Source organism: Streptomyces sp. NPDC001100 (assembly GCF_053598575.1).
This window is the reverse complement of record NZ_JBSFKO010000002.1, coordinates 260,490-287,445: the sequence shown is the minus strand read 5'-3', so window position 1 is coordinate 287,445 and position 26,956 is coordinate 260,490. Positions and strand designations below refer to the sequence as shown.

The 26,956-nt window shown below is 71.3% G+C and carries 25 protein-coding genes and 1 riboswitch; of the genes, 15 read left to right on the top strand and 10 right to left on the bottom strand.

All coding sequences use genetic code 11. The features are described 5' to 3' along the window. Positions 1-146 precede the first annotated feature (146 nt). Entirely contained in the window at positions 147-1,058 is a 912-nt protein-coding gene (locus tag ACWDEW_RS03575; RefSeq protein ID WP_450509187.1) for a bifunctional helix-turn-helix transcriptional regulator/GNAT family N-acetyltransferase, read from the bottom strand. 206 nt (positions 1,059-1,264) lie between these two features. On the opposite strand from ACWDEW_RS03575, the gene ACWDEW_RS03570 reads away from it, so the two are divergent. From ACWDEW_RS03570 to ACWDEW_RS03535, 8 genes are all read left to right on the top strand, one after another. Continuing rightward, complete coding sequence (locus ACWDEW_RS03570; RefSeq protein ID WP_450509185.1) at positions 1,265-3,058, top strand: hypothetical protein; 1,794 nt, start codon at positions 1,265-1,267, stop codon at positions 3,056-3,058. Beyond that, a complete protein-coding gene (locus ACWDEW_RS03565; RefSeq protein WP_450509183.1) occupies positions 3,045-3,398 on the top strand; it encodes a hypothetical protein in 354 nt (117 codons plus the stop codon). The genes ACWDEW_RS03570 and ACWDEW_RS03565 overlap by 14 nt, the downstream gene beginning before the upstream one ends. Positions 3,399-3,420: 22 nt before the next feature. Further along, entirely contained in the window at positions 3,421-4,470 is a 1,050-nt protein-coding gene (locus ACWDEW_RS03560) for a hypothetical protein (RefSeq protein WP_450509181.1), read from the top strand. 151 nt (positions 4,471-4,621) lie between these two features. Next, the gene (locus ACWDEW_RS03555) at positions 4,622-6,178 is read left to right on the top strand and encodes an aldehyde dehydrogenase family protein (RefSeq protein WP_450509179.1); all 1,557 of its coding nucleotides are present in this window, start codon (positions 4,622-4,624) and stop codon (positions 6,176-6,178) included. 70 nt (positions 6,179-6,248) lie between these two features. Then, the gene (locus ACWDEW_RS03550) at positions 6,249-7,784 is read left to right on the top strand and encodes a GMC family oxidoreductase (RefSeq protein ID WP_450509177.1); all 1,536 of its coding nucleotides are present in this window, start codon (positions 6,249-6,251) and stop codon (positions 7,782-7,784) included. Continuing rightward, positions 7,784-8,845, top strand: a complete 1,062-nt coding sequence (locus tag ACWDEW_RS03545; protein ID WP_450509175.1) for a quaternary amine ABC transporter ATP-binding protein — start codon at positions 7,784-7,786, stop codon at positions 8,843-8,845. Before ACWDEW_RS03550 ends, ACWDEW_RS03545 begins: the two co-directional genes overlap by 1 nt. Then, positions 8,845-10,791 carry an ABC transporter permease gene (locus ACWDEW_RS03540; protein WP_450509173.1) on the top strand — a complete coding sequence of 649 codons (1,947 nt, stop codon included), beginning with the start codon at positions 8,845-8,847 and terminating at the stop codon, positions 10,789-10,791. Before ACWDEW_RS03545 ends, ACWDEW_RS03540 begins: the two co-directional genes overlap by 1 nt. A gap of 1 nt (position 10,792) precedes the next feature. Beyond that, positions 10,793-11,740, top strand: a complete 948-nt coding sequence (locus ACWDEW_RS03535; protein WP_450509171.1) for an ABC transporter substrate-binding protein — start codon at positions 10,793-10,795, stop codon at positions 11,738-11,740. Between the two features lie 6 nt (positions 11,741-11,746). Here the strand turns inward: ACWDEW_RS03535 and ACWDEW_RS03530 are convergent, their stop codons facing one another. Next, positions 11,747-12,532: an isocitrate lyase/PEP mutase family protein gene (locus tag ACWDEW_RS03530; protein WP_450509169.1), complete on the bottom strand. Its 786-nt coding sequence runs from the start codon at positions 12,530-12,532 to the stop codon at positions 11,747-11,749. Further along, complete coding sequence (locus ACWDEW_RS03525) at positions 12,529-13,026, bottom strand: carboxymuconolactone decarboxylase family protein (protein ID WP_450509167.1); 498 nt, start codon at positions 13,024-13,026, stop codon at positions 12,529-12,531. The genes ACWDEW_RS03530 and ACWDEW_RS03525 overlap by 4 nt, the downstream gene beginning before the upstream one ends. A gap of 46 nt (positions 13,027-13,072) precedes the next feature. Here ACWDEW_RS03525 and pdxR point away from each other — a divergent pair, with 46 nt between their 5' ends. Continuing rightward, the gene (pdxR, locus tag ACWDEW_RS03520) at positions 13,073-14,476 is read left to right on the top strand and encodes a MocR-like pyridoxine biosynthesis transcription factor PdxR (RefSeq protein ID WP_450509165.1); all 1,404 of its coding nucleotides are present in this window, start codon (positions 13,073-13,075) and stop codon (positions 14,474-14,476) included. Position 14,477: 1 nt separating this feature from the next. Here the strand turns inward: pdxR and ACWDEW_RS03515 are convergent, their stop codons facing one another. Then, positions 14,478-15,323 (bottom strand): hypothetical protein, encoded by an 846-nt coding sequence (locus tag ACWDEW_RS03515; protein WP_450509491.1) that lies wholly within the window; start codon positions 15,321-15,323, stop codon positions 14,478-14,480. A 153-nt stretch (positions 15,324-15,476) separates the two neighbouring features. Continuing rightward, positions 15,477-15,566: riboswitch (ZMP/ZTP riboswitch) on the top strand. A gap of 31 nt (positions 15,567-15,597) precedes the next feature. Between ACWDEW_RS03515 and ACWDEW_RS03510 the strand changes: the two genes are divergently transcribed. Next, positions 15,598-17,052 (top strand): glycine hydroxymethyltransferase, encoded by a 1,455-nt coding sequence (locus ACWDEW_RS03510; protein WP_450509163.1) that lies wholly within the window; start codon positions 15,598-15,600, stop codon positions 17,050-17,052. A 45-nt stretch (positions 17,053-17,097) separates the two neighbouring features. On the opposite strand, the gene ACWDEW_RS03505 is transcribed toward ACWDEW_RS03510, so the two are convergent. From ACWDEW_RS03505 to ACWDEW_RS03490, 4 genes are all read right to left on the bottom strand, one after another. After that, complete coding sequence (locus ACWDEW_RS03505) at positions 17,098-17,793, bottom strand: hypothetical protein (protein ID WP_450509161.1); 696 nt, start codon at positions 17,791-17,793, stop codon at positions 17,098-17,100. An 18-nt stretch (positions 17,794-17,811) separates the two neighbouring features. Further along, positions 17,812-18,537: a hypothetical protein gene (locus ACWDEW_RS03500; RefSeq protein ID WP_450509159.1), complete on the bottom strand. Its 726-nt coding sequence runs from the start codon at positions 18,535-18,537 to the stop codon at positions 17,812-17,814. A gap of 147 nt (positions 18,538-18,684) precedes the next feature. After that, the gene (locus ACWDEW_RS03495) at positions 18,685-19,599 is read right to left on the bottom strand and encodes a hypothetical protein (RefSeq protein ID WP_450509157.1); all 915 of its coding nucleotides are present in this window, start codon (positions 19,597-19,599) and stop codon (positions 18,685-18,687) included. After that, entirely contained in the window at positions 19,586-20,188 is a 603-nt protein-coding gene (locus tag ACWDEW_RS03490; protein WP_450509155.1) for an RNA polymerase sigma factor, read from the bottom strand. Before ACWDEW_RS03490 ends, ACWDEW_RS03495 begins: the two co-directional genes overlap by 14 nt. Positions 20,189-20,319: 131 nt before the next feature. Here ACWDEW_RS03490 and trpS point away from each other — a divergent pair, with 131 nt between their 5' ends. Then, positions 20,320-21,333, top strand: a complete 1,014-nt coding sequence (trpS, locus tag ACWDEW_RS03485) for a tryptophan--tRNA ligase (RefSeq protein WP_450509153.1) — start codon at positions 20,320-20,322, stop codon at positions 21,331-21,333. 195 nt (positions 21,334-21,528) lie between these two features. After that, the gene (locus tag ACWDEW_RS03480; protein ID WP_450509151.1) at positions 21,529-22,107 is read left to right on the top strand and encodes a 2'-5' RNA ligase family protein; all 579 of its coding nucleotides are present in this window, start codon (positions 21,529-21,531) and stop codon (positions 22,105-22,107) included. A gap of 6 nt (positions 22,108-22,113) precedes the next feature. On the opposite strand, the gene ACWDEW_RS03475 is transcribed toward ACWDEW_RS03480, so the two are convergent. Then, entirely contained in the window at positions 22,114-22,857 is a 744-nt protein-coding gene (locus ACWDEW_RS03475; protein ID WP_450509149.1) for a decaprenylphospho-beta-D-erythro-pentofuranosid-2-ulose 2-reductase, read from the bottom strand. A 172-nt stretch (positions 22,858-23,029) separates the two neighbouring features. Between ACWDEW_RS03475 and ACWDEW_RS03470 the strand changes: the two genes are divergently transcribed. Then, a complete protein-coding gene (locus tag ACWDEW_RS03470) occupies positions 23,030-23,980 on the top strand; it encodes a YihY/virulence factor BrkB family protein (RefSeq protein WP_450509147.1) in 951 nt (316 codons plus the stop codon). Here the strand turns inward: ACWDEW_RS03470 and ACWDEW_RS03465 are convergent. Then, positions 23,928-25,256, bottom strand: coding sequence for a D-alanyl-D-alanine carboxypeptidase family protein (locus ACWDEW_RS03465; protein ID WP_450509145.1), 1,329 nt, complete (start codon positions 25,254-25,256; stop codon positions 23,928-23,930). The two genes, ACWDEW_RS03470 and ACWDEW_RS03465, sit on opposite strands and share 53 nt — an antisense overlap. Positions 25,257-25,347: 91 nt before the next feature. Between ACWDEW_RS03465 and ACWDEW_RS03460 the strand changes: the two genes are divergently transcribed. Both ACWDEW_RS03460 and ACWDEW_RS03455 read left to right on the top strand, forming a co-directional pair. Then, the gene (locus tag ACWDEW_RS03460; RefSeq protein ID WP_450509143.1) at positions 25,348-25,587 is read left to right on the top strand and encodes an SCO4848 family membrane protein; all 240 of its coding nucleotides are present in this window, start codon (positions 25,348-25,350) and stop codon (positions 25,585-25,587) included. A 4-nt stretch (positions 25,588-25,591) separates the two neighbouring features. Further along, entirely contained in the window at positions 25,592-26,824 is a 1,233-nt protein-coding gene (locus ACWDEW_RS03455; protein ID WP_450509141.1) for a metallophosphoesterase, read from the top strand. Positions 26,825-26,956: the final 132 nt, after the last annotated feature.

Sequence of the window (26,956 nt, the reverse complement as noted above, 5' to 3'; positions counted from 1 at the left end):
GTGAGGGCGAGACCGGTGCCGGTGCCGATGCCGATGGCGGGGCGCGGCTGGGGCTGGGGCTGAGGTTGGCCCGGCATCCACGGCATGACACCGACTCGGCGCACGTGTGGTTGCGGTCCTGCGTACGGGAGTTGCTGGGGGGCGGGTCAGCCGGTGCCGGTCAGTCGCTTCTCGAACCAGTGGGACGCGTAGACGTGGTCGACGTAGGCCGGGATCTCGGTGTAGCCGCACGCCCGGTACATCGCCTGCGCCTCCGTGAGCGTCGCATGCGTGTCGAGCCGTACGACGGTGAAGTCGTGGGCCGAGGCGGCGAGTTCGAGTTCGGTCAGGATGCGGCGGGCGAGGCCCAGGCGGCGGGCGTCGGGGTGGACCCAGACGTGCCGGATCTCGCCGACCCCGGGCTCCAGGGTCCGTAGTGCCCCGCATGCGACCGGCCGCCCCTCCTCGTACGCGACGAAGAACGCGCCCGCGTCACCGGTGACCTCCTCCGGCCGTACGAGATCGGTCTTGTCGAAGCCCTCGGGGAAGCGGGCGTCGATGTCGGCGGCGTAGGCGTCGAGGCAGGCGCGGGCGTCCTCGGTGGCGCCGTCGACCAGGGCGACCGTGATGCCGGCCAGCCGGAGGAGGCGCTGGGTGGTCGCCAACGCGTGGGTGAGTTCGGCGCGTTGGGGGGCGGTGAGGGTGGCGAGGAGACCGGTGGCGAGCGCGTCCGCGCGGCGGTGCTGCTCCTCGACCTCGGCGCGTCCGGCCGGGGTCGGCTCGATCAGGCGCAGCCGGGTGTCGTGCGGGGGCACGGTCAGCCGGACCAGGCCCTGCGCCTCCAGGGACTTCGCCATCCGGCTCAGATAGCCCGCGTCCAGGGCCAGCCGGCCGCGCAGTTCGCGCAGGGAGGCGCCGTCACCGATCTCGAAGAGCAGCCGCGCCTCGCCGAGCGGGCGGTCCTGGCCGAGGTAGTGGTCGTCGAGGGCACCGATGCGGCGGGTGAAGTAGCGGTTGAAGCGGCGGAGGGCGGCGATGTCCTCCGGCCGTACCGGTGCGGATTCCGTTACTGGCTCCATATTTCTTTGACTTTAGTCAAAGGGTTTAGGGGAGTCAAAGGAATCCAGTGTTGTGCAGTGCAGGTCACAGGGAATCCCTCTTGACATTTCGCTTTCCCAGGCAACGTTCGTCCCCCTATGCTGATTCTTCGTCAATTGACTGCTGGGACACGGTTGTTCGTTCCGCAGAGGCAGTGCCAGGTCAGTCCACGCATCGGGGGAGCCGCGTGAGTACCGCTTTCGTGCCGCAACAACCGCAGCCGGCCACCGGCACAGGGGGTCCGTCAGGACCTCCGCACATTCCGCCGCACGCCAGCGAAGCCACCCGGCTGCTGTGTGCGGGCACGTACCTCGACTCCGGTTACCGTGACCGGGTCATCGAGGAACTGCACCTCAACGAGCAGCGGATCGTGGCTCCTTCGTTCGGCTTCGACGCGGCCCGCGTCCTCGCGCACGCGCTGCGGGCCCGCCGCCAGGAGCTGCAGTGGGCCGGGGCGATCCTGGGTCTGTGGGTGGTGGGCTCGGTGCTCAGCGGCTGGCTGCTGGCCGAGTTCCTGATCCCCGGCCTCTCCATCGCGATCGGCGGCTGGATCAGGGGCCGGGCCCCGCAGCCGCCGCTGTACCGGCTGGTGCCCGCCTTCCTGTTCCGCTGGTGGGGCCGGCTGACGTTCGCGTTCCTGCTGGTCGTCATGGTGATGGTGGCCTTCGGCGCCGGCTCGGACGACTCGTCCTCGTACGGTTCGGCCTACGGCTCCTACGGCTCCTCGGGCTCGCCCGGTCTCTACGGCGACGGCTCCACCAGCGCCTCCGACCTGCTGGTCCCCGACACCGGCGACTACACCCATCTGTTCAAGCCCTGGCAGGCCTGGCTCACCCTCGCCCTGTTCGCGCTGATCGCGCTCTGCCTGGTCGCCCAACGCGACCGGTTCGTCCGGGTGCTGGCCGCCGAGCTGTCCCCGGAGCGCTTCCCGGACGTCGCGAGCGATCCCGCCGAGCAGAGCGAGGAGCAGCGCTTCCGGAGGCTCAGGGACCGGGTGCGGATCGAGCAGCACGCGCCGCTGGTCATGTACCACGAGGCCCGTCCGTTCTGCGGGGCCGGTGTGCCTGAGGACACCTGGGTGCTCGCGGTCGAACTCCGGCCCGATCCCGAGAAGGAGCAGCGGCCGATCAGCAACCGTACGGTCCTGGAGACGATCCGCCCCCTGCTGGCCCAGCTGCGGCTGCCCGCCGACTACGCCGTCCACCTGGGACGCGACCGGCTGCGCAGGCTGGAGATCGACGAGTGCGTGTTCCTGCCCGTCGAGGGACTGCTGCGGCGTGAGGAGGCGCCGTACCACCCGCAGACCTTCGAGGACCACCGGGCGCGCGCGGTCGAGGAGGGTGCCGAGAAACGGCGGCACTTCCTGCGCATCCGCGTCGGCGGCTGGGAGGAGGAGCTGGTCGTCACGGTGTTCGTGCGCATCCACACCCAGGGCCGCATGCTCACCCTGGAGATCGCCCCGCACGTCCTGCTGCCCGTCCGCGAGGACTTCAAGAACGCGGACCGTACGGCCCACCGCTTCCGCCACAACAACGTGCTCGGCAAAGCCTCCTGGGCGCTCGCCCGGGTGCCCCGCTCCGCGGTCGGCTCCGTGGCCGTCCTCGGCCGGGCCGTGCTCTACGGCTGGCGGCTGCTGACCGGCGGCTATGCGGGCGCGCTGCCCGACGGACCGGCCCTGTCGGTAAGGGAGTTGGGGGCGGCGTCCGCCGGGTCGACGTTCCAGGACATGGACGTCGAGCGGTATCTGCGCAACGTGCAGGACCGGGTCGCCAACGGTGTGCGCAACGCGCTCTCCGAAGCCGGCTATCTGACGGGCGAGTTCGTCCAGAAGATCACGAACATCAGCAACAACACCGTCCACGCGGACAAGGTGGAGGGCAGCACTTTCGTGGTCGGTGACCACGGGTCCGCCTCCTCCACCCACACCACGAACCAGGCTTCGACCGCTACGAAGGGACCCGCCCCCGATGGCAACGGATGAGCCGAACGTCAGCTTCGGAAACGTCTCCCACAGCACCTTCGCCGTCGGCAGCAACGCGCAGGCCGTCAGCCACCACGGCACGGCACCGCAGCGCGACGAGGCGGCCGAGGAGCTGCTGAAGGCCGTACGCGAACTGCGTGCCGACCTCGCCCGGGTGCGCGGCACCGAGCGGACGGCGGCGCTGGACGCGGCGCTCGCCGACACGGAGGACGAGATCACCCGCACCGGACAGGCGGCCCCGACGCGCCGCGAGCGCCTGCGGGAACTGCTCGCCGACTCGCAGGCCCTGCTGACCGTGCTCGCGTCGGCCGGAGCCGTGGCCGGGCTGGTGGGACTGTGAGCGGGACCAGGAGAGGGACGCGATGAGTGGGGGACCGGGACCGCGCCACTGGAACGAGGAGACCCAGCGCTGGGAGGCCGCCGAGGGGGACAGGGGGGCGGTGAGCCCGGTGGCTCCGACGGCCCCCGTGACGCCTCCGCCACCGCCGCTCCCGGACTTCGTACCGGAGTGGACCACCGCGGACGTGCCGGATCACACCGGTACGGCGCCTGCGACTCCGCCTCCCACCCCGCCGCCGGGCCCGGCGCCCTGGCCCGCCGAGGAGAGCTCCTGGCACGGGCCGACGGCCGTCGGCGCCGACACGGGGACCGGTGTCCGGCCCTCACCCGAGCCGTTGATCAGCACCGGTGTGCCCGCCGCCCAGCCCCGTTCCGGGTTCAGCCGGCGAGTCGTCTGGTCCGTGGTCGTCGGCGCCGCCGTGGTCGGCGTGGTCGTCAGTCTGGTGCTCACCCGGGTGGTCGACTCGGGGGACGACGACGGCAAGGGCAGCCACACGCTCGCCGCCGGTTCGACATCGCCGGGGCCCACGGACGTGTCCCCGTCTCCGTCCCCGTCGGTCGACACCGGGACCGCGTCCCCGTCCGCCTCTGCCACCGGACTTCCCGTGGGCTACCAGCTGCACGAGGACCCCGAGCGCTTCCGGATCGCCTACCCGGACGGCTGGACCCGCTCCACGGCGCCGTCGTCGTACGGCATGGACGTGGTGAACTACCGCAGCGCGGACCGTGAACAGCGTGTGCAGGTGTACCAGGTCGAGGAATCGTCCCCGCAGGCCTCGTTCGACGAGTTCCTGTCGGACCGCACCGCGAAGGCGCCCGGTTTCCAGGAGATCGCCCTGGAGAACCTGGACGACGGCACCGCCTCCCGCCTGGAGTACACCGCCACCTCCATCAAGAACGAGCCCGACATCGGCATCTGGCACGTCTACGACGAGCGGTTCGTGGCCTCCGACGGCAAGAGATACGCCATCGCCGTCTACGGCCCCGACGCGGACGGCTCGGCCGACGAGCTGGAACTGCTCACCACTGCCCTGGGCTGGTTCTGCCCACCCGATGCCGATTGTTCCGTTTAGTCGCCTTTTGTTCCTATGTTCAGTGACCCGGCCCACTTTCGGCCATGGATCGCGCATGCATACGGACGGTCCGGGCAGGCGCTCGCAGTCCCCGAGAGTGACAGTTGGGTGATGCTCGGGCGCTGAACAGGAACGGAAGGCTATGCCGATCATGGCGGACAAGACGGAACAGCAGGCGGGAAAGACCATTCACGCGGGCGGAGAGTGGCTGGAAGCGGCCTCCGGTGCCACCCGCGAGATCATCGACCCCGCGGACGCGCTGCCCTTCGCCGTGGTCGCGGAGGGCGACGAGAAGGACACCGACATAGCCGTCGCCGCCGCCCGCGCAGCCTTCGACGGCGGTGAGGCGGGCGGCGGTGCGGGGGTTCGCGGTGAGGGCGCCTGGCCGCGCACCCCCGTCGCCGAGCGCGCCGCCCTGCTGCGCCGCGTCGCCGACCTGCTGGTGCGCGACCGCGAGCGGCTCGGCCTGCTGGAGAGCCGGGACGCGGGCAAGACCGTCGAAGAGGGCCGCGTCGACATCGACTGTGTCGCCGACGCCTTCCGCTACTTCGCCGACCTCGTCGCCGCCGAGGCCCCCGGCCGGGTCGTCGACGCGGGCACGCCCGACGTCCACAGCGTCGTCGTGCACGAGCCCGTCGGTGTCTGCGCGCTGATCACCCCCTGGAACTACCCTCTCCTCCAGGCGAGTTGGAAGATCGCGCCCGCGCTCGCGGCCGGCAACACCTTCGTCGTCAAGCCCAGCGAGATCACCCCGCTGACGACGATCGCCCTCATCGACCTGCTCGTCGAGGCGGGACTGCCGAGCGGTGTGGCCAACCTCGTCACGGGCCCCGGCCACACGGTCGGCGCCCGGCTCGCCGAACACCCCGACGTCGACCTCGTCTCCTTCACCGGCGGCCTCGTCAGCGGCACGAAGGTCGCCCAGGCCGCCGCCGTGACCGTGAAGAAGGTCGCCCTCGAACTCGGCGGCAAGAACCCCAACGTCGTCTTCGCCGACGCCTGCGCCACCGAGGAGGGCTTCGACACCGCCGTCGACCAGGCCCTCAACGCCGCCTTCATCCACAGCGGCCAGGTCTGCTCGGCCGGCTCCCGGCTCATCGTCGAGGAGACCGTCCGCGAACGCTTCGTCGCCGAACTCGCCCGCCGCGCCGCGAAGATCAGGCTCGGCCGGGGCACCGAGGACGGCGTCGAGTGCGGCCCCCTCGTCTCCGAACAGCAGCGCGCCAAGACCGAGGCGTACGTGGCCGGCGCCCTCGCCGAGGGCGCGGTGCTCCGCTCCGGCGGCAGGCGCCCCGAGCCCTCCGCGACCCGCCCCGCCACCGGCTACTTCTACGAGCCGACCGTCCTCGACCAGTGCCACCGCGAGATGACCGTCGTACGCGAGGAGGTCTTCGGACCGGTCCTCACCGTCGAGACCTTCCGCACCGAGGACGAGGCCGTCGCACTCGCCAACGACACCGAGTACGGCCTCGCGGGCGCCGTCTGGACCGCCGACGCGGGCCGCGCACGCCGTGTCGCCGGACGGCTGCGGCACGGCACCGTCTGGATCAACGACTTCCACCCCTACCTCCCGCAGGCGGAGTGGGGCGGCTTCGGAAAGAGCGGTGTGGGCCGGGAGCTCGGCCCCGCCGGACTCGCCGAGTACCGCGAGGCCAAGCACGTCTACCAGAACCTGGCGCCGACGCCGGTGCGCTGGTTCGCGGGCTGAGCCCCACCCGCTTCGCGGACCGTCCCACGTCCCCTTCAACCCCCCAGCCCCCACTGGAGTGAGTACCCCCATGCCCGAGCACGAGAGCTCGTACTCGTACGACTACGTCGTCATCGGCGGCGGCACCGCAGGCTCCGTCATCGCCTCCCGCCTCACCGAGAACCCCGACGTCACCGTCGCCGTCATCGAGGGCGGCCCCAGCGACGTCGGCCGCGAGGACGTACTGACCCTGCGCCGCTGGACGGGCCTCCTCGGCGGCGAGCTGGACTACGACTACCCGACCACCGAGCAGCCGCGCGGCAACTCCCACATCCGGCACAGCCGCGCCCGCGTCCTCGGCGGCTGCTCCTCGCACAACACCCTCATCGCCTTCAAGCCGCTGCCCTCCGACTGGGACGAGTGGGAGGCGGCCGGCGCCAAGGGCTGGGGCGCGATCTCGATGGAGGCCTACTACGCCCGCCTCCTCAACAACATCGTCCCCGTCGACGAGAAGGACCGGAACGCCATCGCCCGCGACTTCGTCGACGCGGCCCAGGAGGCACTGGACGTCCCGCGCATCGAGGGCTTCAACAAGGCCCCCTTCACGGACGGCGTCGGCTTCTTCGACCTCGCCTACCACCCGGAGGACAACAAGCGGTCCAGCGCGTCCGTGGCGTATCTGCACCCGGTCATGGATGAGCGCCCCAACCTGACCCTTTTCCTTGAGACCTGGGCGCACCGGCTGGAGCTGGACGGCACCCGCGCCGAGGGTGTGCACGTCCGCACCAAGGACGGCGAGGAGCTCCTCGTACGCGCCCGTCGCGAGGTCGTCCTCTGCGCCGGGGCCGTCGACTCCCCGCGCCTGCTCCTGCACTCGGGCATCGGCCCCCGCGCGGACCTCGAAGCACTCGGCATCCCGGTCGCCCACGACCTTCCCGGCGTCGGCGAGAACCTCCTCGACCACCCCGAGTCGGTGATCGTCTGGGAGACCGACGGGCCGATCCCGGAGAACTCCGCGATGGACTCCGACGCGGGCCTGTTCGTGCGCCGCGATCCCGGGCAGCCGGGCCCCGACCTGATGTTCCACTTCTACCAGGTCCCCTTCACCGACAACCCCGAGCGGATCGGCTACGAACGCCCCGAGTTCGGCGTCTCCATGACCCCGAACATCCCCAAGCCGAAGAGCCGGGGGCGCCTGTACCTGGAGAGCGCCGACCCGTCCGTCAAACCCGCCCTGGACTTCCGCTACTTCACCGACGAGGACGACTACGACGCCCGCACCCTGGTCGACGGCATCCGGATCGCCCGCGAGATCGCCGCGACCGAACCGCTGTCCGGCTGGCTGAAGCGCGAGGTGTGCCCCGGCCCCGACATCACGGGTGACGAAGAGCTGAGCGAGTACGCCCGCAAGGTCGCCCACACCGTCTACCACCCGGCGGGCACCTGCCGCATGGGCGCCGAGACCGATGAACTGGCCGTGGTTGACCCCGAGTTGAGGGTCCGCGGCCTGGACGGCATCCGTATCGCCGACGCCTCCGTCTTCCCGGCCATGCCCGCCGTGAACCCGATGATCGGGGTGCTCATGGTCGGCGAACGGGCCGTCGATCTGATCGGGGGCGGTGCGTGATGAGTACCTCCACTGCCGCGAACGCTCCCGTGTTCTCCGTGGACGGCCTCTGGAAGGTCTTCGGCCCGAAGGCCGACCACATCCCCGCCGACCCCCAACTCGCCGCCCTCGGCACCGCCGAACTCCGCACCCGCACCGGCTGCACCGCCGCCGTCCGCGACGTCTCCTTCGACGTGCGCAAGGGCGAGGTCTTCGTGGTGATGGGCCTGTCCGGCTCCGGCAAGTCCACCCTGGTCCGCTGCCTCACCCGCCTCATCGAACCGACCGCCGGCTCGATCGCCATCGACGGCGAGGACGTCCGCGCCATGGACAGGTCCCGGCTGCGCGAACTCCGCCGCCACCGGGCCGCGATGGTCTTCCAGCACTTCGGCCTCCTCCCGCACCGCACGGTCCTCGACAACGTCGCCTACGGCCTGGAGATCCAGGGCATCGGCAAGGCCGAGCGTCGCCGCCGGGCCGCCGAGGTCGTCACCAAGGTCGGCCTGGAGGGGATGGAGCAGCGCCGCCCCGGTCAGCTCTCCGGCGGCCAGCGCCAACGCGTGGGCCTGGCCCGGGCGTTGGCGGTGGATCCCCAAGTCCTCCTCTTCGACGAGCCGTTCAGCGCGCTCGACCCGCTGATCCGGCGCGACATGCAGGAGGAGGTCGTCCGGCTGCACCACGAGGAGGGCCGCACGATGGTCTTCATCACCCACGACCTGAACGAGGCGCTGAAACTCGGCGACCGCATCGCCCTGATGCGCGACGGCCGAATCGTCCAACTCGGCACCCCCGAGGAGATCGTGGGCTCCCCGGCCGACGACTACGTCCGCGAGTTCGTACGGGACGTACCGCGCGCGGACGTCATGACGGTCCGTACGGCGATGCGGGCCGGGGACTGCGGGGGAGCGGAGCACCCCGGTGCGCTCGCGGCCGACGCGGTCGTCGCCGAGGCGATCAAGGTCGTGTCCCGCAGCGGAAAGCCTGCCTGTGTCGTGGAGGACGGCCGCTGTCTCGGCGTGGTCGACCAGGCACGGCTGCTGGACGTCGTGGCCGGGGCGGAGCTCCACAAGGAGGCGGTCTGATGGCAACGGTCACCGCATCCGTCCCGCGCCTCGCCCTCCCCGGCGTCCTCCGGCACCGCGCCGCGCACAAGCTCCTGCTGCTCGCGCTCGCCGCCGCCGTCCTCGTGCCGCTCGCCAACGCCCACTGGTCCAGCGGGAGTTGGCCGGGCGCGCTCACCGTCGACCTGTCCGGTCCGCTGGGCCGGGCCAACGACTGGATCATCGACAACCGCGACAGCCACCCGCTGTTCCTCTACTTCTTCGGCTACATCAGCAACGCCGTCGTCCTGTCCGTCCGCGCCGTCTATCTGGTACTGCTCGCCGCGGGCTGGGCGGGCGTCACGGCGCTCGGCGCCCTCGTCGCCTGGCGGGTCGCGGGCGTCCGGCTCGCGGTCGGGACCGGTGTCGCCTTCCTCGTCTGCGGGCTGCTCGGCATGTGGGTGCCGACCATGCAGACGCTCGCCCTCATGGTGGTCGCGGTGCTCACCTCGGTCGTCGTGGGCGCGCTGCTCGGACTGGCCGGCGGACTCTCCGAACGGACGGACCGCGCACTGCGCCCGGTCCTGGACACCATGCAGGTGCTCCCGGCCTTCGCCTACCTCCTCCCCGTCGTCCTCGTCTTCGGCATCGGCGTCCCCGCCGCCGTCCTCGCCACCGTCGTCTATGCCGCCCCGCCCATGGCCCGCCTGACCGCGCTCGGCCTGCGCGACGCCGACCCGGAGGTCCTGGAGGCCGTCGAGTCCCTGGGCGCCACCGGACGCCAACGCCTGGTGACCGCCCGCATCCCGCTGGCCCGCAAGCAGCTCCTCCTCGGCCTCAACCAGACGATCATGATGGCCCTCTCCATGGCCGTCATCGCCTCCGTCATCGGCGCCGGAGGCCTCGGCGACCGCGTCTACCAGGCCCTCGCCTCCGTGGACGTGGGCGCTGCCCTGGCCGCCGGCATCCCGATCGTGCTGCTGGCCGTCGTACTCGACCGGGTCACCGCGGCGGCCGGGGAGCAGACCGACGAACCCACGGCCTCGGACCCGCGCCGGTGGCTGTACGCGCTCGGCGCCACCGTGGCCGTGGCGGTGGCCGTCCGTCTCGTCGGCGCCCTCGACTGGCCCTCCGGCTGGACCCTGGACATCGCCGAACCGGTGAACCGAGTCGTCGACTGGATGACCGCCCACCTCTACTCCGGCGTCCCCTACCTCGGCGGCACCGCCGACTGGGCCGGCCACTTCACCACCTGGGTCCTGGACCCCGTACGCGACGGACTGCAATGGCTGCCCTGGTGGGCGGTCCTCCTGATCGTCGCGGCCCTCGCCTGGGTGATCGGCACCTGGCGCACCGCGCTCACCGCCGTCCTCGCCATGGCCGCGATCGGTGTCCTCGGTGTGTGGAAGCCGTCGCTGGACACGCTGTCGCAAGTGCTCGCCGCCGTGGCCGTCACCCTCGTCCTCGGCTTCGCGACCGGCATCGCCGCCGCCCGCAGCGACCGCTTCGAACGCGCCCTGCGCCCCGTCCTCGACGTCTGCCAGACGATGCCGCAGTTCGTGTACCTGATCCCGGTCGTCGCCCTGTTCGGCGTGGGCCGCGCCCCCGCCGTCGCGGCGGCCGTCGTCTACGCCCTCCCCGCCGTCGTCCGCATCACCACCCAGGGTCTGCGCCAGGTCGACCCGGCCGCCCTGGAGTCGGCCCGCTCGCTCGGCGCGACCAGCTCCCAGCAGCTGCGGCAGATCCAACTCCCGCTGGCCCGCCCGGCGTTGCTCCTCGCCGTCAACCAGGGTGTGGTGCTCGTCCTCGCCGTCGTCATCATCGGCGGTCTGGTCGGCGGCGGCGCGCTCGGCTACGACGCCGTGTTCGGCCTGGCCCAGGGCGACCTGGCGACCGGCCTGGTCGCGGGCGCCGCGATCGTCTGCCTCGGCCTGATGCTCGACCGCGTGACCCAGCCGACCGAACGCCGCACCAGGAAGGGAGCCTGACATGCGAGTCCGTACGACCGCCGCCGCGGCGTCGCTGGTGCTGCTCACCGGCTGCGGCGCCGCCGACATGACCAAGCAGGCCTCGCCCTTCGCCAACGCGCAGGGCGCGAAGACCGTGACCCTCTCCGTCCAGTCCTGGGTGGGCGCACAGGCCAACGTGGCCGTCGCGCAGTACCTGCTGGAGCACAAGCTCGGCTACCGCGTCGACACCGTCCAGGTCGACGAGGTCCCCGCCTGGGACGCGCTCAGCCAGGGCCGGGTCGACGCGATCCTGGAGGACTGGGGCCACCCCGACCAGGAGAAGCGCTACGTCGACGACAAGAAGACGATCACCCGGGCGGGCGGCCTCGGGGTGACCGGGCACATCGGCTGGTACGTCCCGACCTACCTGGTCAAGCAGCACCCCGACATCACGAACTGGAAGAACCTCGACAAGTACTCCTCGCTGTTCCGCACCGCCGAGAGCGGCAACAAGGGCCAGCTGATGGACGGTTCGCCCTCCTACGTCACCAACGACAAGGCGTTGGTGACCAACCTGAAGCTGAACTACCAAGTGGTGTTCGCCGGTTCGGAGGCCGCGCAGATCACCCAGATGAAACAGTTCGCCAAGGAGAGGAAGCCCTTCCTCACGTACTGGTACGCACCCCAGTGGCTGTTCAAGAAGGTCCCGATGACCGAGGTGAAACTCCCCGCCTACAAGGAGGGTTGTGACGCCGACGCGGCCAAGGTCGCCTGCGCCTATCCGCACACCCCGCTGCAGAAGTACCTCAACGCGGACTTCGCGCGCCGCGGCGGCAAGGCGGCGGCCTTCCTGAAGAGGTTCAAGTGGACGACCGAGGACCAGAACGAGGTCTCCCTGATGATCGCCGACCAGAAGCTGTCCCCGGCCGACGCGGCGAAGAAGTGGGTGGACAGCCACCCCGCCACCTGGAAGGCATGGCTGTCCTGACCCCGCTCACGGCCTCGGCCGGGTCGCCGTCCCCCGCGGCTCGCCGCGCTTGAGCCCGGCGGCCATCCCCTGCAACGCGCGTGCCGCCCACCGCTGCAGCCCCGGGCCGAACGTGACGCGCGTGGCCCCGAGTTCACCGAGTTCGGTGGGCGAGGGGCCCTCGCCGTCCGCCCGCGCGAACACATTGACCGGCCCCTGGATACCGGACCGCGGCAACGGCAGCACAGCAGTGGGCGCCGCGATCGGATAGACACAGTCGGCACCCGCCGCGACATACAACGCGGCCCGCTCGATGGCCCGTTCGGGATTTCCGTCGCCGTGCAGGAAGGTGTCGACGCGGGCGTTGACGAACAACCGGTCCGCCGCCGCGGCCCGCACCTCGGCGAGCCATTCGGCGTGGTGCCGTGGGTCCTTGAGGACACCCCCGTTGGAGTCCTCAAGATTGCACCCCACGGCACCCGCCTCCAGCAGCCGCTCCACCAACTCCTTGGGCGCGAGCCCGTATCCGCCCTCGACATCGGCCGACACCGGAACGTCCACGGCCCGCACGATCCGCGCGACCGCCGCGAACATCTCGTCCACGGGAGTCGCCCCGTCCTCGTACCCCAAGGAGGCCGCGACCCCGGCACTGGGCGTGGCCAGCGCCGTGAACCCGGCGTCGACGAACACCCGGGCACTCACGGCGTCCCAGGGCCCGGGCAACACGAGCGGATCGGCGGGCAGTCGCCGCAGATGCAGACTCCGGAACAACTCGACCCCGCTGCCGTCCCACACCCGTGTCCGCAAGGTCACTTGTGCTGTCCCGCCTTGTAGTGCCCCGGCACCATCCGCGTGCTCACCCCGAACCGGTTCCAGGCGTTGATCACCGTGATCGCGGCGATCAGCTGGGTCAGTTCGGCCTCCTCGAACTGCGTGGCGGCCCGGTCGTAGACCTCGTCCGGTACGAAACCGTCCGTGAGGACCGTGATCGCCTCGGTCAGTTCGATCGCCGCGAGTTCCTTCTCGGTGTAGAAGTGCCGCGACTCCTCCCACGCCCCCAGCTGGATGATCCGCTCCACGCTCTCACCCGCCGCCAGCGCGTCCTTGGTGTGCATGTCGAGGCAGAACGCGCAGTGGTTGAGCTGCGAGGCGCGGATCTTCACCAGCTCCAGCAGCTTCGGGTCGAGCCCCCGACGGGCCGCCGCGTCGAGACGGACCATCGCCTTGTAGACCTCGGGGGCGTGCTCGGCCCAGTTGAGACGGGGGCTGTGTTCGGGGGCGTAAGGAGCTTCCTGTGCTGTGGTCATGTCTCGACCCTAGAAGCCAGGCAGCCCAGGAGTATGGTCCATTTCCATGGCGAAATCGTGGGCCACTTTGGGCGTAGACCTTCACCTCGAACCGACCGGCACCACCACCGGCGCGGGCCCCGGCGTCCGCCGGGGTCTGACGGACGCGCTGCGTGACGCCGTCCGTACGGGGCGCCTCGCCCCCGGCACCCGGCTGCCCTCCTCCCGCTCCCTCGCCGCCGACCTGGGCGTGGCCCGCAACACCGTCGCCGACGCCTACGCCGACCTGGTCGCCGAGGGCTGGCTCACCGCCCGCCAGGGCTCCGGCACCCGCGTCGCCGACCGCGCGGTCGTCCCGCCCGCCGACACCACCCCGCCCCGCCGCCTGCACACCCGCCCCGCCTACGACCTCGTCCCCGGCACCCCCGACCTCGCCTCCTTCCCCCGCACCGAGTGGCTCAAGGCCGCCCGCCGTGCCTTCACCTCCGCCCCGTACCAGGCCCTCGGCTACGGAGACCCCCGCGGCCGGGCCGAACTGCGCACCGCCCTCGCCGCCTACCTCGCCCGAGCCCGAGGCGTCCGCGCCGACCCCGAGCACATCGTGATCAGCGCGGGCATCTCCAACGGCCTGCGACTGATCGGCACCGCACTACGGGCCCGCGGCGCCGACACGATCGCGGTGGAGTCCTACGGCCTGCCCGCGCACTGGCAGATCCTCGACGGGGCCGGTTTGCGCACCCGCCCGCTCCCCTTCGACGAACTGGGCACGAACCCGGGGCAGTTGACGGACGAGCTGGCCGTCCTGGTCACCCCCGCCCACCAGTTCCCCATGGGCGTCCCGCTCCGCCACGACCGCCGCTCCGCCGTCGTCGAGTGGGCCCGGCGCACCGGCGGCCTGGTCCTGGAGGACGACTACGACGGAGAGTTCCGCTACGACCGCCAGCCGATCGGCGCCCTCCAGGGTCTCGACCCCAACCACGTCGTCTACCTCGGCACCGCCAGCAAGTCCCTCGCCCCGGGCCTCCGCCTGGCCTGGCTGGTCCTGCCCCCGTCACTCGCGGAGGAGGTCGTGAAGGCGAAGGGCGGCGTCGACACCTGTGGCGTCCTCGATCAACTGACCCTCGCCGAGTTCATCACCTCCGGTGCCCACGACCGCCACGTCCGCGCCGCCCGCCTGCGCTACCGCCGCCGCCGCGACAGCCTCGTCGAGGCCCTCGCCCAGCACGCCCCCGAGGTCCACGTCACCGGCATCGCCGCCGGCTTCCACGCCGTCCTCAGCCTTCCACCCGCCACCGAACAGTCCGTGGTCCAGGCCGCGGCCTGGCAAGGCCTGGCCCTGCACCCGCTCTCCTCCTACCGCCACGCCCAGGCCCAGGCCGACCCCCTCGACGCCCTGGTGGTGGGCTACGGCACCCCGCCGGACCACGCGTGGGCGGGAGCGGTGGAGGCGCTGTGCAGGGTGCTGCCGTGACCTACACGGTCTCCACGGTGGCTTCGTCCGATGCTTCCTCCGGCGCCTCCCCGAACCGCGCCAATGCCAACGCCCCCACCACCGCCACCGCGAACCCCAGCACCGCCAGCCACTCCAGCCCCTCCCGCGTGCGGTCCCCGAGCCACACCACCCCCACCGCCGCCGGCCCGATCGTCTCCCCGATCACCAGCCCCGCCGTGGCCGTCGTCACCGACCCCCGCTGCAGAGCCGTCGTCAACAGCAGGAACGCGGCGCCTCCACCCACCAGCAGCGCGTACGTCGCGGGATTGGCGACCAGCGCCGAGGGCTCCAGCGAGTCGATCAACCGCACCGCCACCTCGACGACCCCGAACCCGAACCCGGCGCCGAGCCCGAGCGTCAACGCCCGCCCCCGCTCCGGCAGTCGCCCACCGACCAGCCCGAGCAGCAGCACCGCACAGGCCGTCCCCAGCATCGCCCACTTCAACGCCGTGGACCCGGCCCGGTCCCCCTCCGCCCCGGACGCCAGCCCCAGCATCGCGAGCCCCGCGCACACCACGCCGACGGCCGCCCACTCCACGCCGCTGAGCCGCACCTTCAGCAGCCGTGCGGCCACCACGGCCGTCACCGCGAGGCTCGACGCCAGGGCCGCTCCGACCGCGTAGATGGGCAGCGACCGCAGCGCGGCGATCTGGAACACGAACCCCAGCCCGTCCAGCCCGAGCCCCGCCATGTACCGCCACTGCCGCAGCGCCCGCAGCAACAGCGCCGCGTCCCCGCCCCCACCCGTCGTCGCCGCCCGCGTGGCGACCGCCTGCAGGACCGTCGCCGTACCGAAGCAGATCGCCGCGCCGAGCGCGCACACCATTCCAAAGAGCACAAAGGGACTCTAGGGGAGGGGAGATCGGCACGGGCTTTCAGTACTGGTTACGGCGTCTCCCCGGGTGCGGGTGCCCCTTTCCCGTCCTCGCCCGCATGGTGGACGCGGGAGCCGGGCCGTCCGGCCCGCCCGGTAGGCTGACCGGCGGGCCGTGACTGGCGCGCTGGGATGGGACCGACCATCGGGGAGCGGCCCGAGCTGCAATGTGTGCCGTGCGCCTGGGCCGTACCGTGAACGCCGAACGCCACGTCCGGAGGTCCCCATGCCCGACAATTCCGCGCCTCTCTCGAACGAGTCCACCGCCTATCGCGCCGCCCTCGACGTGATCCGTGCCGTCGAGCCGCGCGTCGCCGACGCCATCGGCCAGGAAGTCGCCGACCAGCGCGAGATGCTCAAGCTGATCGCCTCCGAGAACTACGCTTCCCCGGCCACGCTGCTCGCGATGGGCAACTGGTTCAGCGACAAGTACGCCGAGGGCACCATCGGCCGCCGCTTCTACGCCGGTTGCCGCAACGTCGACACCGTGGAGTCCCTCGCCGCCGAGCACGCGCGCGAACTCTTCGGCGCCCGCCACGCCTACGTCCAGCCGCACTCCGGCATCGACGCCAACCTCGTCGCCTTCTGGTCGGTCCTGGCCGACCGCGTCGAGGTCCCCGCCCTCGCGAAGGCGGGCGTCCGCCAGGTCAACGACCTCTCCGACGCCGACTGGGCCGAACTCCGCCAGGCCTTCGGTAACCAGCGCATGCTCGGCATGTCCCTGGACGCCGGAGGCCACCTCACCCACGGCTTCCGCCCGAACATCTCCGGCAAGATGTTCGACCAGCGCTCCTACGGCACCGACCCGGCGACCGGCCTCATCGACTACGACGCCCTGCGCGCGACGGCCCGCGACTTCAAGCCGCTGATCATCGTGGCCGGCTACTCGGCCTACCCCCGCCTGGTGAACTTCCGCATCATGCGCGAGATCGCCGACGAGGTCGGCGCGACCCTCATGGTCGACATGGCGCACTTCGCCGGCCTGGTCGCGGGCAAGGTCCTGACCGGCGACTTCGACCCGGTCCCGCACGCCCAGATCGTCACCACCACCACCCACAAGTCGCTGCGCGGCCCGCGCGGCGGCATGGTCCTGTGCGACGACTCCCTCAAGGACCAGGTCGACCGCGGCTGCCCGATGGTCCTCGGCGGCCCGCTCCCGCACGTCATGGCGGCCAAGGCCGTCGCCCTCGCCGAGGCCCGGCAGCCCTCCTTCCAGGACTACGCCCAGCGGATCGTCGACAACTCCCGGGCACTGGCGGACGGCCTGATGCGCCGGGGTGCCACCCTCGTCACCGGCGGCACGGACAACCACCTCAACCTGATCGACGTCGAGACGTCGTACGGCCTCACAGGCCGTCAGGCCGAGTCCGCGCTGCTCGACTCGGGCATCGTCACCAACCGCAACGCGATCCCGGCCGACCCGAACGGCGCCTGGTACACCTCGGGCATCCGCATCGGCACCCCCGCGCTGACCACCCGCGGTCTGGGCACCGCCGAGATGGACGAGGTCGCCGCTCTCATCGACCGCGTCCTCACCACCGCCGAGCCCGGCACGACGAAGTCGGGTGCGCCGAGCAAAGCCTCCCACGTCCTGGACGAAAAGGTCTCCGACGAGATCTCCCGCAGGGCGACGGACCTGGTGTCCGGCTTCCCCCTGTACCCGGAGATCGACCTCGGCTGACGGCCGGTCCGCACCCTCTGTTGAGTTGTCAAAGATCGGCCACTCTCACAGGTCAATGAGTTCCTGTCGTGGTTCCTCGCGCGGCGGTCCGGCCTCACGCCGGGCCGCCGCGCGGCGTATCAGCAGCGTGCCGCCGACTCCGACGGCGAGACCCGCGGTTGCCCAACCGACCTGCTCGGCAGGACCGGGCGCATCCTTCACCGTTCCCGTGTCGCCCCTGACCTCGCCGAGCAGCCCCGCCCGCTCCATCCGTGTGAAGACCGGGCGCGGCGCCCGATGCCAACGGATGTCGTCGTCCGCCACCTCCGGCGCCGGATCCGTCCGCACCCACGGTGTGCCGTCCGCTGCTACGAAGAGCTGGTCCTCCCGCTCCACCGCCACATCACCACCGAGAGCCCGACTCGTCAGGGGCCAGCCCCCGACCCCGGTGAGCCCCCACACCACGGTGATCCGCACCGCCGGATACCGGCCCGCCTCCCACTCCCGCGGCACCCGCTCCGTCCCCGCGTACGTCGGCTGCAACAACGTCCACAGGCGCCCGAACGACGGCTCCCCGGAGTGCCACGCCTCCGTCCGGCCCGTGTCACCCGCCACCACCAGCGCCAGATCCGGGATGTCCCGGTACGGATCCTGGACCCGCACCTGAGCCGTCCCGGCAGCCTGGACCCGAGCCGCCCCGGCCAGAGCCATCACCACCGACGCCGCCACCAGACACATGCCCTGCAAACTCCCGCGTTCCATCCCGCGCTCCTCCATCCCTCACACGTCCCGCAACTCCTGCCTGGGCCCCGGGTCCCGCCCCTTCCGCCACCGGTCCAGCGGCAACCGCACCGCGAACGGCCGCAGCACGAGGGCCAGTACCGCTCCGGCCGCCGCGCCGGGTATCGCCCACCACCGGTCGGTGCCTTCGCCCTTGTCCCCCACGGTGACCCGCACCGTGCTGGTCTCCGCGTCGGTGTCAGGCGCGGCGACGGACGGAGCGGACTCGGTCGGCTGCCACGGTGCCGGGAAGATGCCCGCATAGCCGCCGGACCCGCTGCCCGTGCCCGTCACTCCCAACTTCCGCAGGAGGGAGCGCAGTTGGGCCGGTTGCGCGGCTCGATGCCAATAGCCGTTCAGGCTCGCGTTCTCCGGCACGTCGGCCGCTGTGTGGATCCACACCGCCTGCGGACGGGACTCGACGGGAAAGACCCGGTCGATCCGCCACGGCGATATGTCGTGTGCCAGCCAGGTGACATTGATCTGGCGGGCGTGGTCCAGATCGGCCTCGGGCGGCTTGTCACGGGTGCCCCTGCCCTCGGGGCCGAGCAACCGCTGGAGCTTTCCGTACTGTTCGTCCGAGTAGTACAGCGCCGCAGCCTGGCCGCTCGTCGGCGAGGTGACGAGCACGCTGGTCGGCCCGCCCGCCGCCGCCCCCGACGCGCCCCACACCATCAGCGACAGCGTCGTCGCCAACGCCCCGCTCAGAGACGCCAGTTCGCGCATCCTGCCCGCGCTCCCGCTTGTCCTGACCGCACTTCCGACTCCGGACATCCGAACCCCCAACCAGCCGATCCCCGTACGGCCCGCCCGCGAGCCGCCTGTCACTTCTGGTACACCGCCCGACCCGCCGGGGTTCCCACTCCGTCCGCCCTATTCGCCCGACCCGTGCCGGTCGAGGGACTTGGCGATCTCCACGGCCCGTTGCTTCGACGCCACCCCTTCCAGACGGAACGTCAGATCACCACCGGGAACTCCGTCGACCGGATGCGTCCACAGCAGCGTCGGACCTGCCGTCCGCTCCGCCCGCGTGTAACGGTCCCCGTCCCCGTCCACCAGCCAGAAACTCAGCAGATGCGGCCGCGCGAACCACAGTGCCGGGTTCTGTATGCCGTCCGGCGGGACTGACGCGTCCAGCGACAGCCACTCCGGCGGTCGGCTCACCGTCTTGGCGAAGCCGATGTCCAGCCGCGCCGGATACTCGTCGACCCGGACCGTGCGCCCACCCTCCCGCCAGCACAGGCTGACCAGAAAGCGCCCACGCGGTTCGCCGGTCACCGTCACCGCGTCCGGAACACCCAGCGCGTCCGGCACCAGCGGCTCGAACCCCGCCTGCCGACGGGCCTGCGCCAAGGTCACCGACCGGCCGCACCCGGGCACCTCGGCACCGGCCGAGGGCACCGCGGAGGGGTCGTAGCGCACCTCGACCCCGCCGAAGCCGAACCAGTCGAAGACCGCCGCCCGTACCGGAGGCGTGAGCACGAGCACCGTCAGCAGACCGCACAGGGCCGCCGTCAGCGCGCGCCGGCGCAGCCGCACCCAGTGCCGCACGGCGCGCAGCCGCGCCCGAACCCCGCCCGACCCGGCCTCCTGGACGGGGACCGGGATCTGCTCGGCCAGTATCTGCGCCAGCACCCGCTCGACCATCGTCTCGGCCCCGGCGGCCCCGCCCTCACCACCGCCCCGCGCGTCCAGCGAACGCCCCAGCGCCCGCAGCTCCTCCGGCAGCCGGGAAACGGCCCCGGTGCCCTCACCCTCGTAGGACTCCCGTCCGTCACTCACACTCATCACCCCCTTCCCGAGGCTGGAAGTCCGGCAGCAGCCGCCCGAGCTTCTTCAGTGCGCGGCTCAGCCGGGACTTCACCGTCCCGCGTGGCCAGCCCAGGGCCTGGGCCGTCTCCGGCTCGTCCATCTCCAGGAGATAGCGGTAGGTCACGACCAGGCGGTGCTCCTCGCTCAGCTGCTCCAGGGCGGACAACAGGGCCGTACGGCGCTCCGTCTCCAGCGTGGCGACCGCCGGATCCGTCGATTCCGGTATCAGTGGCTCGGCCTCGACGAACGCTGCCTCCCGGCCCGCGAGCGTGCGCTGGCGTGCCGCCGTACGCACGGTGTTCCTCGTCTCGTTGGCGACGATCGACAGCAGCCACGGCTTGAACGCCGAGCCCTCCCGGAACCCGCCCAGCGCGCAGTACGCCTTGACGAAGGCCTGCTGCACCACGTCCTCCGCGTCCGCACCCGCCCCGAGTGCCGCAGCCGCCCTGAGCGCGATGCCCGTGTGGGCCCGCACCAGCTCCGCGTACGCCTCCGGCTCTCCGGCGCGTACGCGTGCGATCACCGCGACCTCATCGACGATGCGGCCCCCCTCCCGCGTCTTCACATATCTGGTACACCGCCCGAGGCGGATCGGTTCCCACCCGTTCCTCAGTCTTCCGAGCCGGTTCCCACTCCGTCTCCACCCGGTCCCGACCGGTTCCTGACCGGGTCCCGGGACCTGAGAGAATGGTGAACATGGCCTCTGACAGTCCTCGCGTGCTCTCCGGAATCCAGCCCACCGCAGGCTCGTTCCACCTCGGCAACTACCTCGGCGCCGTGCGCCAGTGGGTGGCCCTCCAGGAGTCCCACGACGCGTTCTACATGGTCGTGGACCTGCACGCGATCACGGTCCCGCAGGACCCGGCGGACCTGCGCGCCAACACCCGGCTGGCCACGGCCCAGCTGCTGGCCGCCGGCCTGGACCCCGACCGGTGCACGCTCTTCGTCCAGAGCCATGTCCCCGAGCACGCCCAGCTCGCCTGGGTCATGAACTGCCTGACCGGCTTCGGCGAGGCCGCCCGCATGACCCAGTTCAAGGACAAGTCCGCCAAGCAGGGCTCGGACCGCGCCTCCGTAGGCCTGTTCACGTACCCGATCCTCCAGGTCGCGGACATCCTGCTCTACCAGGCGAACGAGGTCCCGGTCGGCGAGGACCAGCGCCAGCACGTCGAGCTCACCCGCGACCTCGCCGAGCGCTTCAACGGCCGCTTCGGCGAGACCTTCACGATCCCGAAGCCGTACATCCTCAAGGAGACGGCGAAGATCTACGACCTTCAGGACCCGTCGATCAAGATGAGCAAGTCGGCGTCCACCCCGAAGGGCCTGATCAACCTCCTCGACGACCCGAAGGCGACCGCCAAGAAGGTCAGGAGCGCGGTCACCGACACGGAGACCGTGATCCGCTACGACGCCGAGAACAAGCCGGGCGTCAGCAACCTCCTCACCATCCAGTCGACCCTCACCGGCAGGTCGATCGCCGAGCTGGAGCGGGAGTACGAGGGCAAGATGTACGGCGCGCTCAAGACGGATCTCGCCGAGGTCATGGTCGAGTTCGTGACGCCGTTCCGGGAGCGCACCCAGCAGTATCTGGACGACCCGGAGACACTCGACGCGATCCTGGCCAAGGGCGCGGAGAAGGCGCGGGCCGTCGCCGCCGAGACCCTCGCCCAGGCGTACGACCGGGTCGGCTTCCTGCCCGCCAAGCACTGAGGCGTACGCCCGCACCCGAGTACCGACCGCGTACCACTGGACAGAGCGCTGCACATCACTACGGTTGCGCCTGCCCACAACTCAGGTGTGGCCGTACAGTCGATAGCCGGGTGGCCGCGCGCGTGGCCGCCCCGCGCGATATCGGGACCACCGGACAGCATCATCACGACCACCGACAGGACGACAGGAGACGACGTGGGGACCGTAACGATCGGTGTGTCGATCGCGGTCCCGGAGCCTCACGGCAGCCTGCTCCAGGAGCGGCGCGCGGGCTTCGGCGACGCCGCTGCGCACGGCATCCCCACGCACGTCACGCTGTTGCCGCCGACCGAGGTGGACGCCTCGCGGCTGTCCGAGGTCGAGGACCATCTCGTCTCGGTCGCCGCCGCCGGCCGCTCCTTCCCGATGCGGCTGTCCGGCACCGGCACGTTCCGGCCGCTGTCCCCGGTCGTCTACGTCCAGGTGGTCGAGGGCGGCGCCGCCTGCACCTGGCTGCAGAAGCAGATCCGTGCCGCCTCCGGCCCGGTGGCGCGCGAGCTGCACTTCCCGTACCACCCGCACGTCACCGTCGCGCACGGCATCGACGACGAGTCGATGGACCGCGCCTTCGAAGCGCTCGCCGACTACTGCGCGGAGTGGTCCTGCACCGGCTTCGCACTCTACGAACAGGGCGCCGACGAGGTCTGGCGCAAGCTCCGCGAGTTCACCTTCGGCGGCGCCGTCGTACCACCCCAGGCGGCCCGCACGGATCGTGGAACGATCCCCAGCCACTGAGTTCGGTCACACGGCCAACCGTCTGAACAGCCCCCGCGGCAGGTGCCGTAGCACCGAGGTCACCACGCGCAGTGTCCCCGGTGCCCACACCGTCTCCGAGCCGCGGCGCAGGCCGAGTTCGATGGCTGTGGCGACGGCTTCGGGGGTGGTCGTGAGCGAGGCCGCCCGCGGGTCGGCCATGGTCCGTGAGCGGACGAGCCCGGGCCGTACGACCATGACGCGCACGCCCGTGCCGTGGAGCGCGTCGCCCAGGCCCTGCGCGAAGGTGTCGAGGCCGGCCTTGCTGGAGCCGTAGATGAAGTTCGAGCGGCGGGCCCGTTCGCCGGCCACCGAGGAGAGCACCACCAGACAGCCGTGGCCCTGGGCCTGCAGGGCCCGGGCGCTGATCAGGCCGGACGAGACGGCGCCGGTGTAGTTGGTGTGCGCGACCCGCACCGCGGCCGCCGGGTCGCGCTCGTCGCGGGCCTGGTCGCCGAGGGTGCCGAAGGCGAGCAGCACCAGGTCGATGTCGCCCTCCGCGAAGACCTTCCCGAGCACCGTCTCGTGGGAGCCGGGGTCGAGCGCGTCGAAGGCGACGGTGTGGACCTCGGCCCCCAGGGCGCGCAGTTGTGAAGCGGCACTCTCCAGGGCGGGCGAGGGGCGGCCCGCGAGCCACACCGTGCGGGTGCGGCGGGCGATGAGCCTGCGGGCGGTGGCCAGTGCGATCCGGGACGTACCGCCGAGGACGAGGAGGGACTGTGGAGGACGCATGCCCGTGACCGTATCGCCCACTTATGGGCGGTTGGTCGTACGGCATCGGTGTCCTCCCTGAAATGGGCGATTAATCGGATGCCGTTCCGTCGCTGTTCAAATGGGGCGCCACGCGCGCGTGTTTGTGGGGTACCCGCACATCGGTGTCGGTGGACGGGGGCAGAATCGGATCATGGACTGGCTGAAGAAGCTCCCCGTCGTCGGGCCGCTGGTGGCGCGCCTGACCGCCACGCACGCGTGGCGGTCGTACGAGCGCCTCGACCGGGTGAAGTGGTCGCAGCTCGCCGCCGCCATGACCTTCATCAGCTTCATCGCGCTGTTCCCGCTGCTGACCGTGGCCGCCGCGATCGCCGCCGCCACCCTCAGCACCGACCAGCAGCGCGAACTCCAGGACAAGATCGCCGAGCAGGTCCCCGGCATCTCCGACCAGCTCAACATCGGTTCCCTGGTGGACAACGCGGGCACCATCGGGCTCATCGCCGGTGCCGTCCTGCTGTTCACCGGCATCGGCTGGGTCGGCTCGATGCGGGAGTGCCTGCGCGCGGTGTGGGAGCTGCCCGACCGCGACGAGAACCCGCTGCTGCGCAAGCTCATCGACACCGGGGTGCTGATCGGCCTGGGCGGCGCCGTCCTCGCGACGATCGCCGTCTCCACCGTCGCCTCCGCACTGGTCGACTGGATCAACGGCCAACTCGGCATCGCCCAGGGCGGCTGGGGCGGGATCCTGCTGCGGATCGCCGCGTTCGCCGTCGCCGTACTCGCCGACTTCCTGCTCCTGCTGTACGTCCTGACCCTGCTGCCCGGCGTCGAGCCCCCGCGCCGCCGCCTCTTCGTGGCCGCGCTGATCGGCGCGATCGGCTTCGAACTGCTGAAGCTGCTGCTCAGCGGCTACATCCAGGGCGTGGCCGCGAAGAGCATGTACGGCGCGTTCGGCGTCCCCGTGGCGCTCCTGCTGTGGATGAACTTCACCTCGAAGCTGGTCCTGTTCTGCGCCGCCTGGACGGCGACCCCGAGCAGTGCGGACGAGGACGACGACTACGTCCCGGCCGACGACGCCGGGGATCCCAAGGTCAGGGACGCGGGCGACGACGGACCAGATCCGGCAGCGGCCAGCGCCGGTTGACCAGGAAGACACCGCCGGCCAGCAGCACCAGCAGCCCGCCGACGATCGCGAGCGCGATCCCCACCCCGCCCGAACCGTCCTCCTCGGCGGCCACGGGCGTGGAGGACGCGGCCGACTTCGTGCCCGCCGTGTCGCCGCCCGCCTCCCCGCTGGCCGTCGCACCCGGCTGGGCGCTCGCCTGCGCCGCGTTCTTCGGCGCGACCAGCTCACCCACCGGCTGCACCTTGCCGGCCGCCTGGAAGCCCCAGTCGAGGATCTTCGCGGCCTCCTTGTAGACCTCGTTGTGCTCGTCCTTCTCCGGGTTCATGACCGTCACCAGCAGCACCTTGCCGCCGCGTTCGGCGACCCCGGTGAAGGTGGCGCCCGCGTTGGTGGTGTTGCCGTTCTTGACCCCTGCGATGCCCGGGTACACCGAGACGTCCGAGTCGCCGCTGAGCAGCCGGTTGGTGTTGCGGATGTCGAAGGTCCCGCGGACCGACTTGCCCTTCTTCTTCGTCGTCTCGCCCGGGAACTTCGCGCTCACCGTCGAGCAGTACTCGCGGAAGTCCTTCTTCTGCAGCCCGGATCGGGCGATCAGCGTCAGGTCGTAGGCCGAGGAGACCTGCCCCGGCTCGTCGTAGCCGTCCGGCGTCACCACGCGCGTGTCCAGCGCCTGGAGGTCCTGGGCGTGCGCGTTCATGTCGGCGACGGTCTTGTCGACGCCGCCGTTCATGTGGGACAGGACGTGCACGGCGTCGTTGCCGGAGCGCAGGAAGACACCGAGCCACAGGTCGTGGACCGTGTAGCTCTCGCCCTCTTTTATCCCGACCAGGCTGGAACCGGCGCCCATGCCCGCCAGGTCGGACGCGACCACCTTGTGCTCGGTCGTCTTCGGGAACTTCGGCAGCACGGTGTCCGCGAACAGCATCTTCAGGGTGCTCGCCGGGGGCAGCCGCCAGTGCGCGTTGTGCGAGGCGAGCACCGCGCCCGACTCGGCGTCGGACACGATCCACGACCGCGCGGTCAGGTCCTTCGGTACGACCGGCACACCGGACGCCAGATTGACCTGCGTCCCCGCCTGCGCCAGCCGGGCGCCGCCCACGGACGACATGTGCGCCGGGGGAGTGGCCGTAGGACTCGTACCCGGACTCGCCGACGAACCGGCCGACGAACCCGGAGTCGGGTTCGGGGTCGGACTCGGAGCCGCGAGGGCGAGCGGCGCGGTGAGCGCGAGGGACGACAGGGCGGCGGAAAGCACCAGCAGGGATCGCCTGATGGTCTGCTGTGGAGCGGGCACGCACGTGAACGTACATGTCCGGGGACCCGAAGTCCCGTCACCGGCCCCACCCCGGCCACCGGCCCCGGAGGACGACGGCGATACTGGACTCATGAAGCTCAGCCGCCCCGTCTCCTGGTTCCTGCTCGCCTTCGGGGTGTGGAGCTGGGTCATCTGGATCACTTTCGTCAAGAATCTCGTCGCGGACGGCAGCGGACTGGCCTTCGACGACGGCCGGCCGACGGCCTACTTCTGGGTGCATCTGACCCTGGCCGTCGTGTCCTTCGTATGGGGGACGGTCATTGGGGGCCTCGGGTTGCGTGGACTGCGCGCACTGCGCGAGACGTCATAAAGAAGTGGCCATCGTCGTCATCGCGCTCGTCGCCCTGGTCGCGGTGGCCGCGGTGGCCGTCCTCGGCGGCGCGCACTGGTACGTCTGGCGCCGCCTGGTCCGCGACACCACGCGCGCGTGGGGCCCCGCCCGGGTCACCGGCACGGTGGTAGTGATCGCCGGCCCGGTCCTGATGATCGCGGCCCTGGCCGCCGAGCGCGGTGGCGCCCCCTTCTGGCTCCAGCGCGTCCTGGGCTGGCCCGGCTTCCTGTGGATGGCCCTGGCGATCTACCTGCTGCTGGCCGTCCTCGCGGGAGAGGTCCTACGGCCGCTGCTGCGACGGTTCGTCGAACGGCGCGGGCGGACCGGGGCGGTCGTGGAAGAGACCGAATCCGCAGCCTCCGAAGAGACCCCCGAAGAGCCGCAGCGCGCCCCCTCCCGCCGCCTCTTCGTCTCCCGGGTCGTCGGAGGCGCGGCCGCCGCTGCCGCCGTGGGGACCGTCGGATACGGCACCTACGGCGTCCTGCGCGGGCCGGGAGTGAGGCGGGTGACCGTGCCGTTGGCGAGACTGCCGCGGTCCGCCCACGGGTTCAGGATCGCGGTCGTCAGTGACATCCATCTGGGACCGGTCCTGGGGCGGGGCTTCGCGCAGAAGGTCGTCGACACGATCAACTCGACGCAGCCCGATCTGATCGCGGTGGTGGGCGACCTGGTGGATGGCAGCGTCAAGAACCTGGGACCGGCGGCGGCGCCGCTTGCTCAACTGCGGGCGCGGCACGGGTCGTTCTTCGTCACGGGCAACCACGAGTACTTCTCCGGCGCCGAACAGTGGCTGGAAGAAGTGCGCAGGCTCGGCATCCACACCCTGGAGAACGCCCGTACCGAACTCCCCGGGTTCGACCTCGCCGGGGTCAACGACCTCCAGGGCGAGAGCGAGGGCCAGGGGCCCGACTTCGGGATGGCGCTCGGGGACCGTGACGCCACGCGCGCGTGCGTGCTGCTCGCGCACCAGCCCGTGCAGATCCACGAGGCCGTGAAGCACGGCGTCGACCTCCAGCTCTCCGGGCACACGCACGGCGGTCAGTTGTGGCCCGGCAATTTCATCGCCGCCGCCGCCAATCCGACGGTCGCGGGCCTGGCGCGCTACGGGGACACCGAGCTGTACGTCAGCAGGGGCGCGGGCGCCTGGGGACCGCCCACCCGGGTGGGGGCCCCGTCGGACATCACGATGGTCGAGCTTGCGTCGAAACAGGCCTAGTTGCCGTGTCGGGGCAGGGCTGAGGATTGGCTGGGAAGTGTCTGTGAAACGGGCGATTAACACTCGTCGGTAAGTTCTTTCTCATCTCGGCAGAACTCTCTTCCCCAGGACGAAACTCCTGTGGTTAGGTGA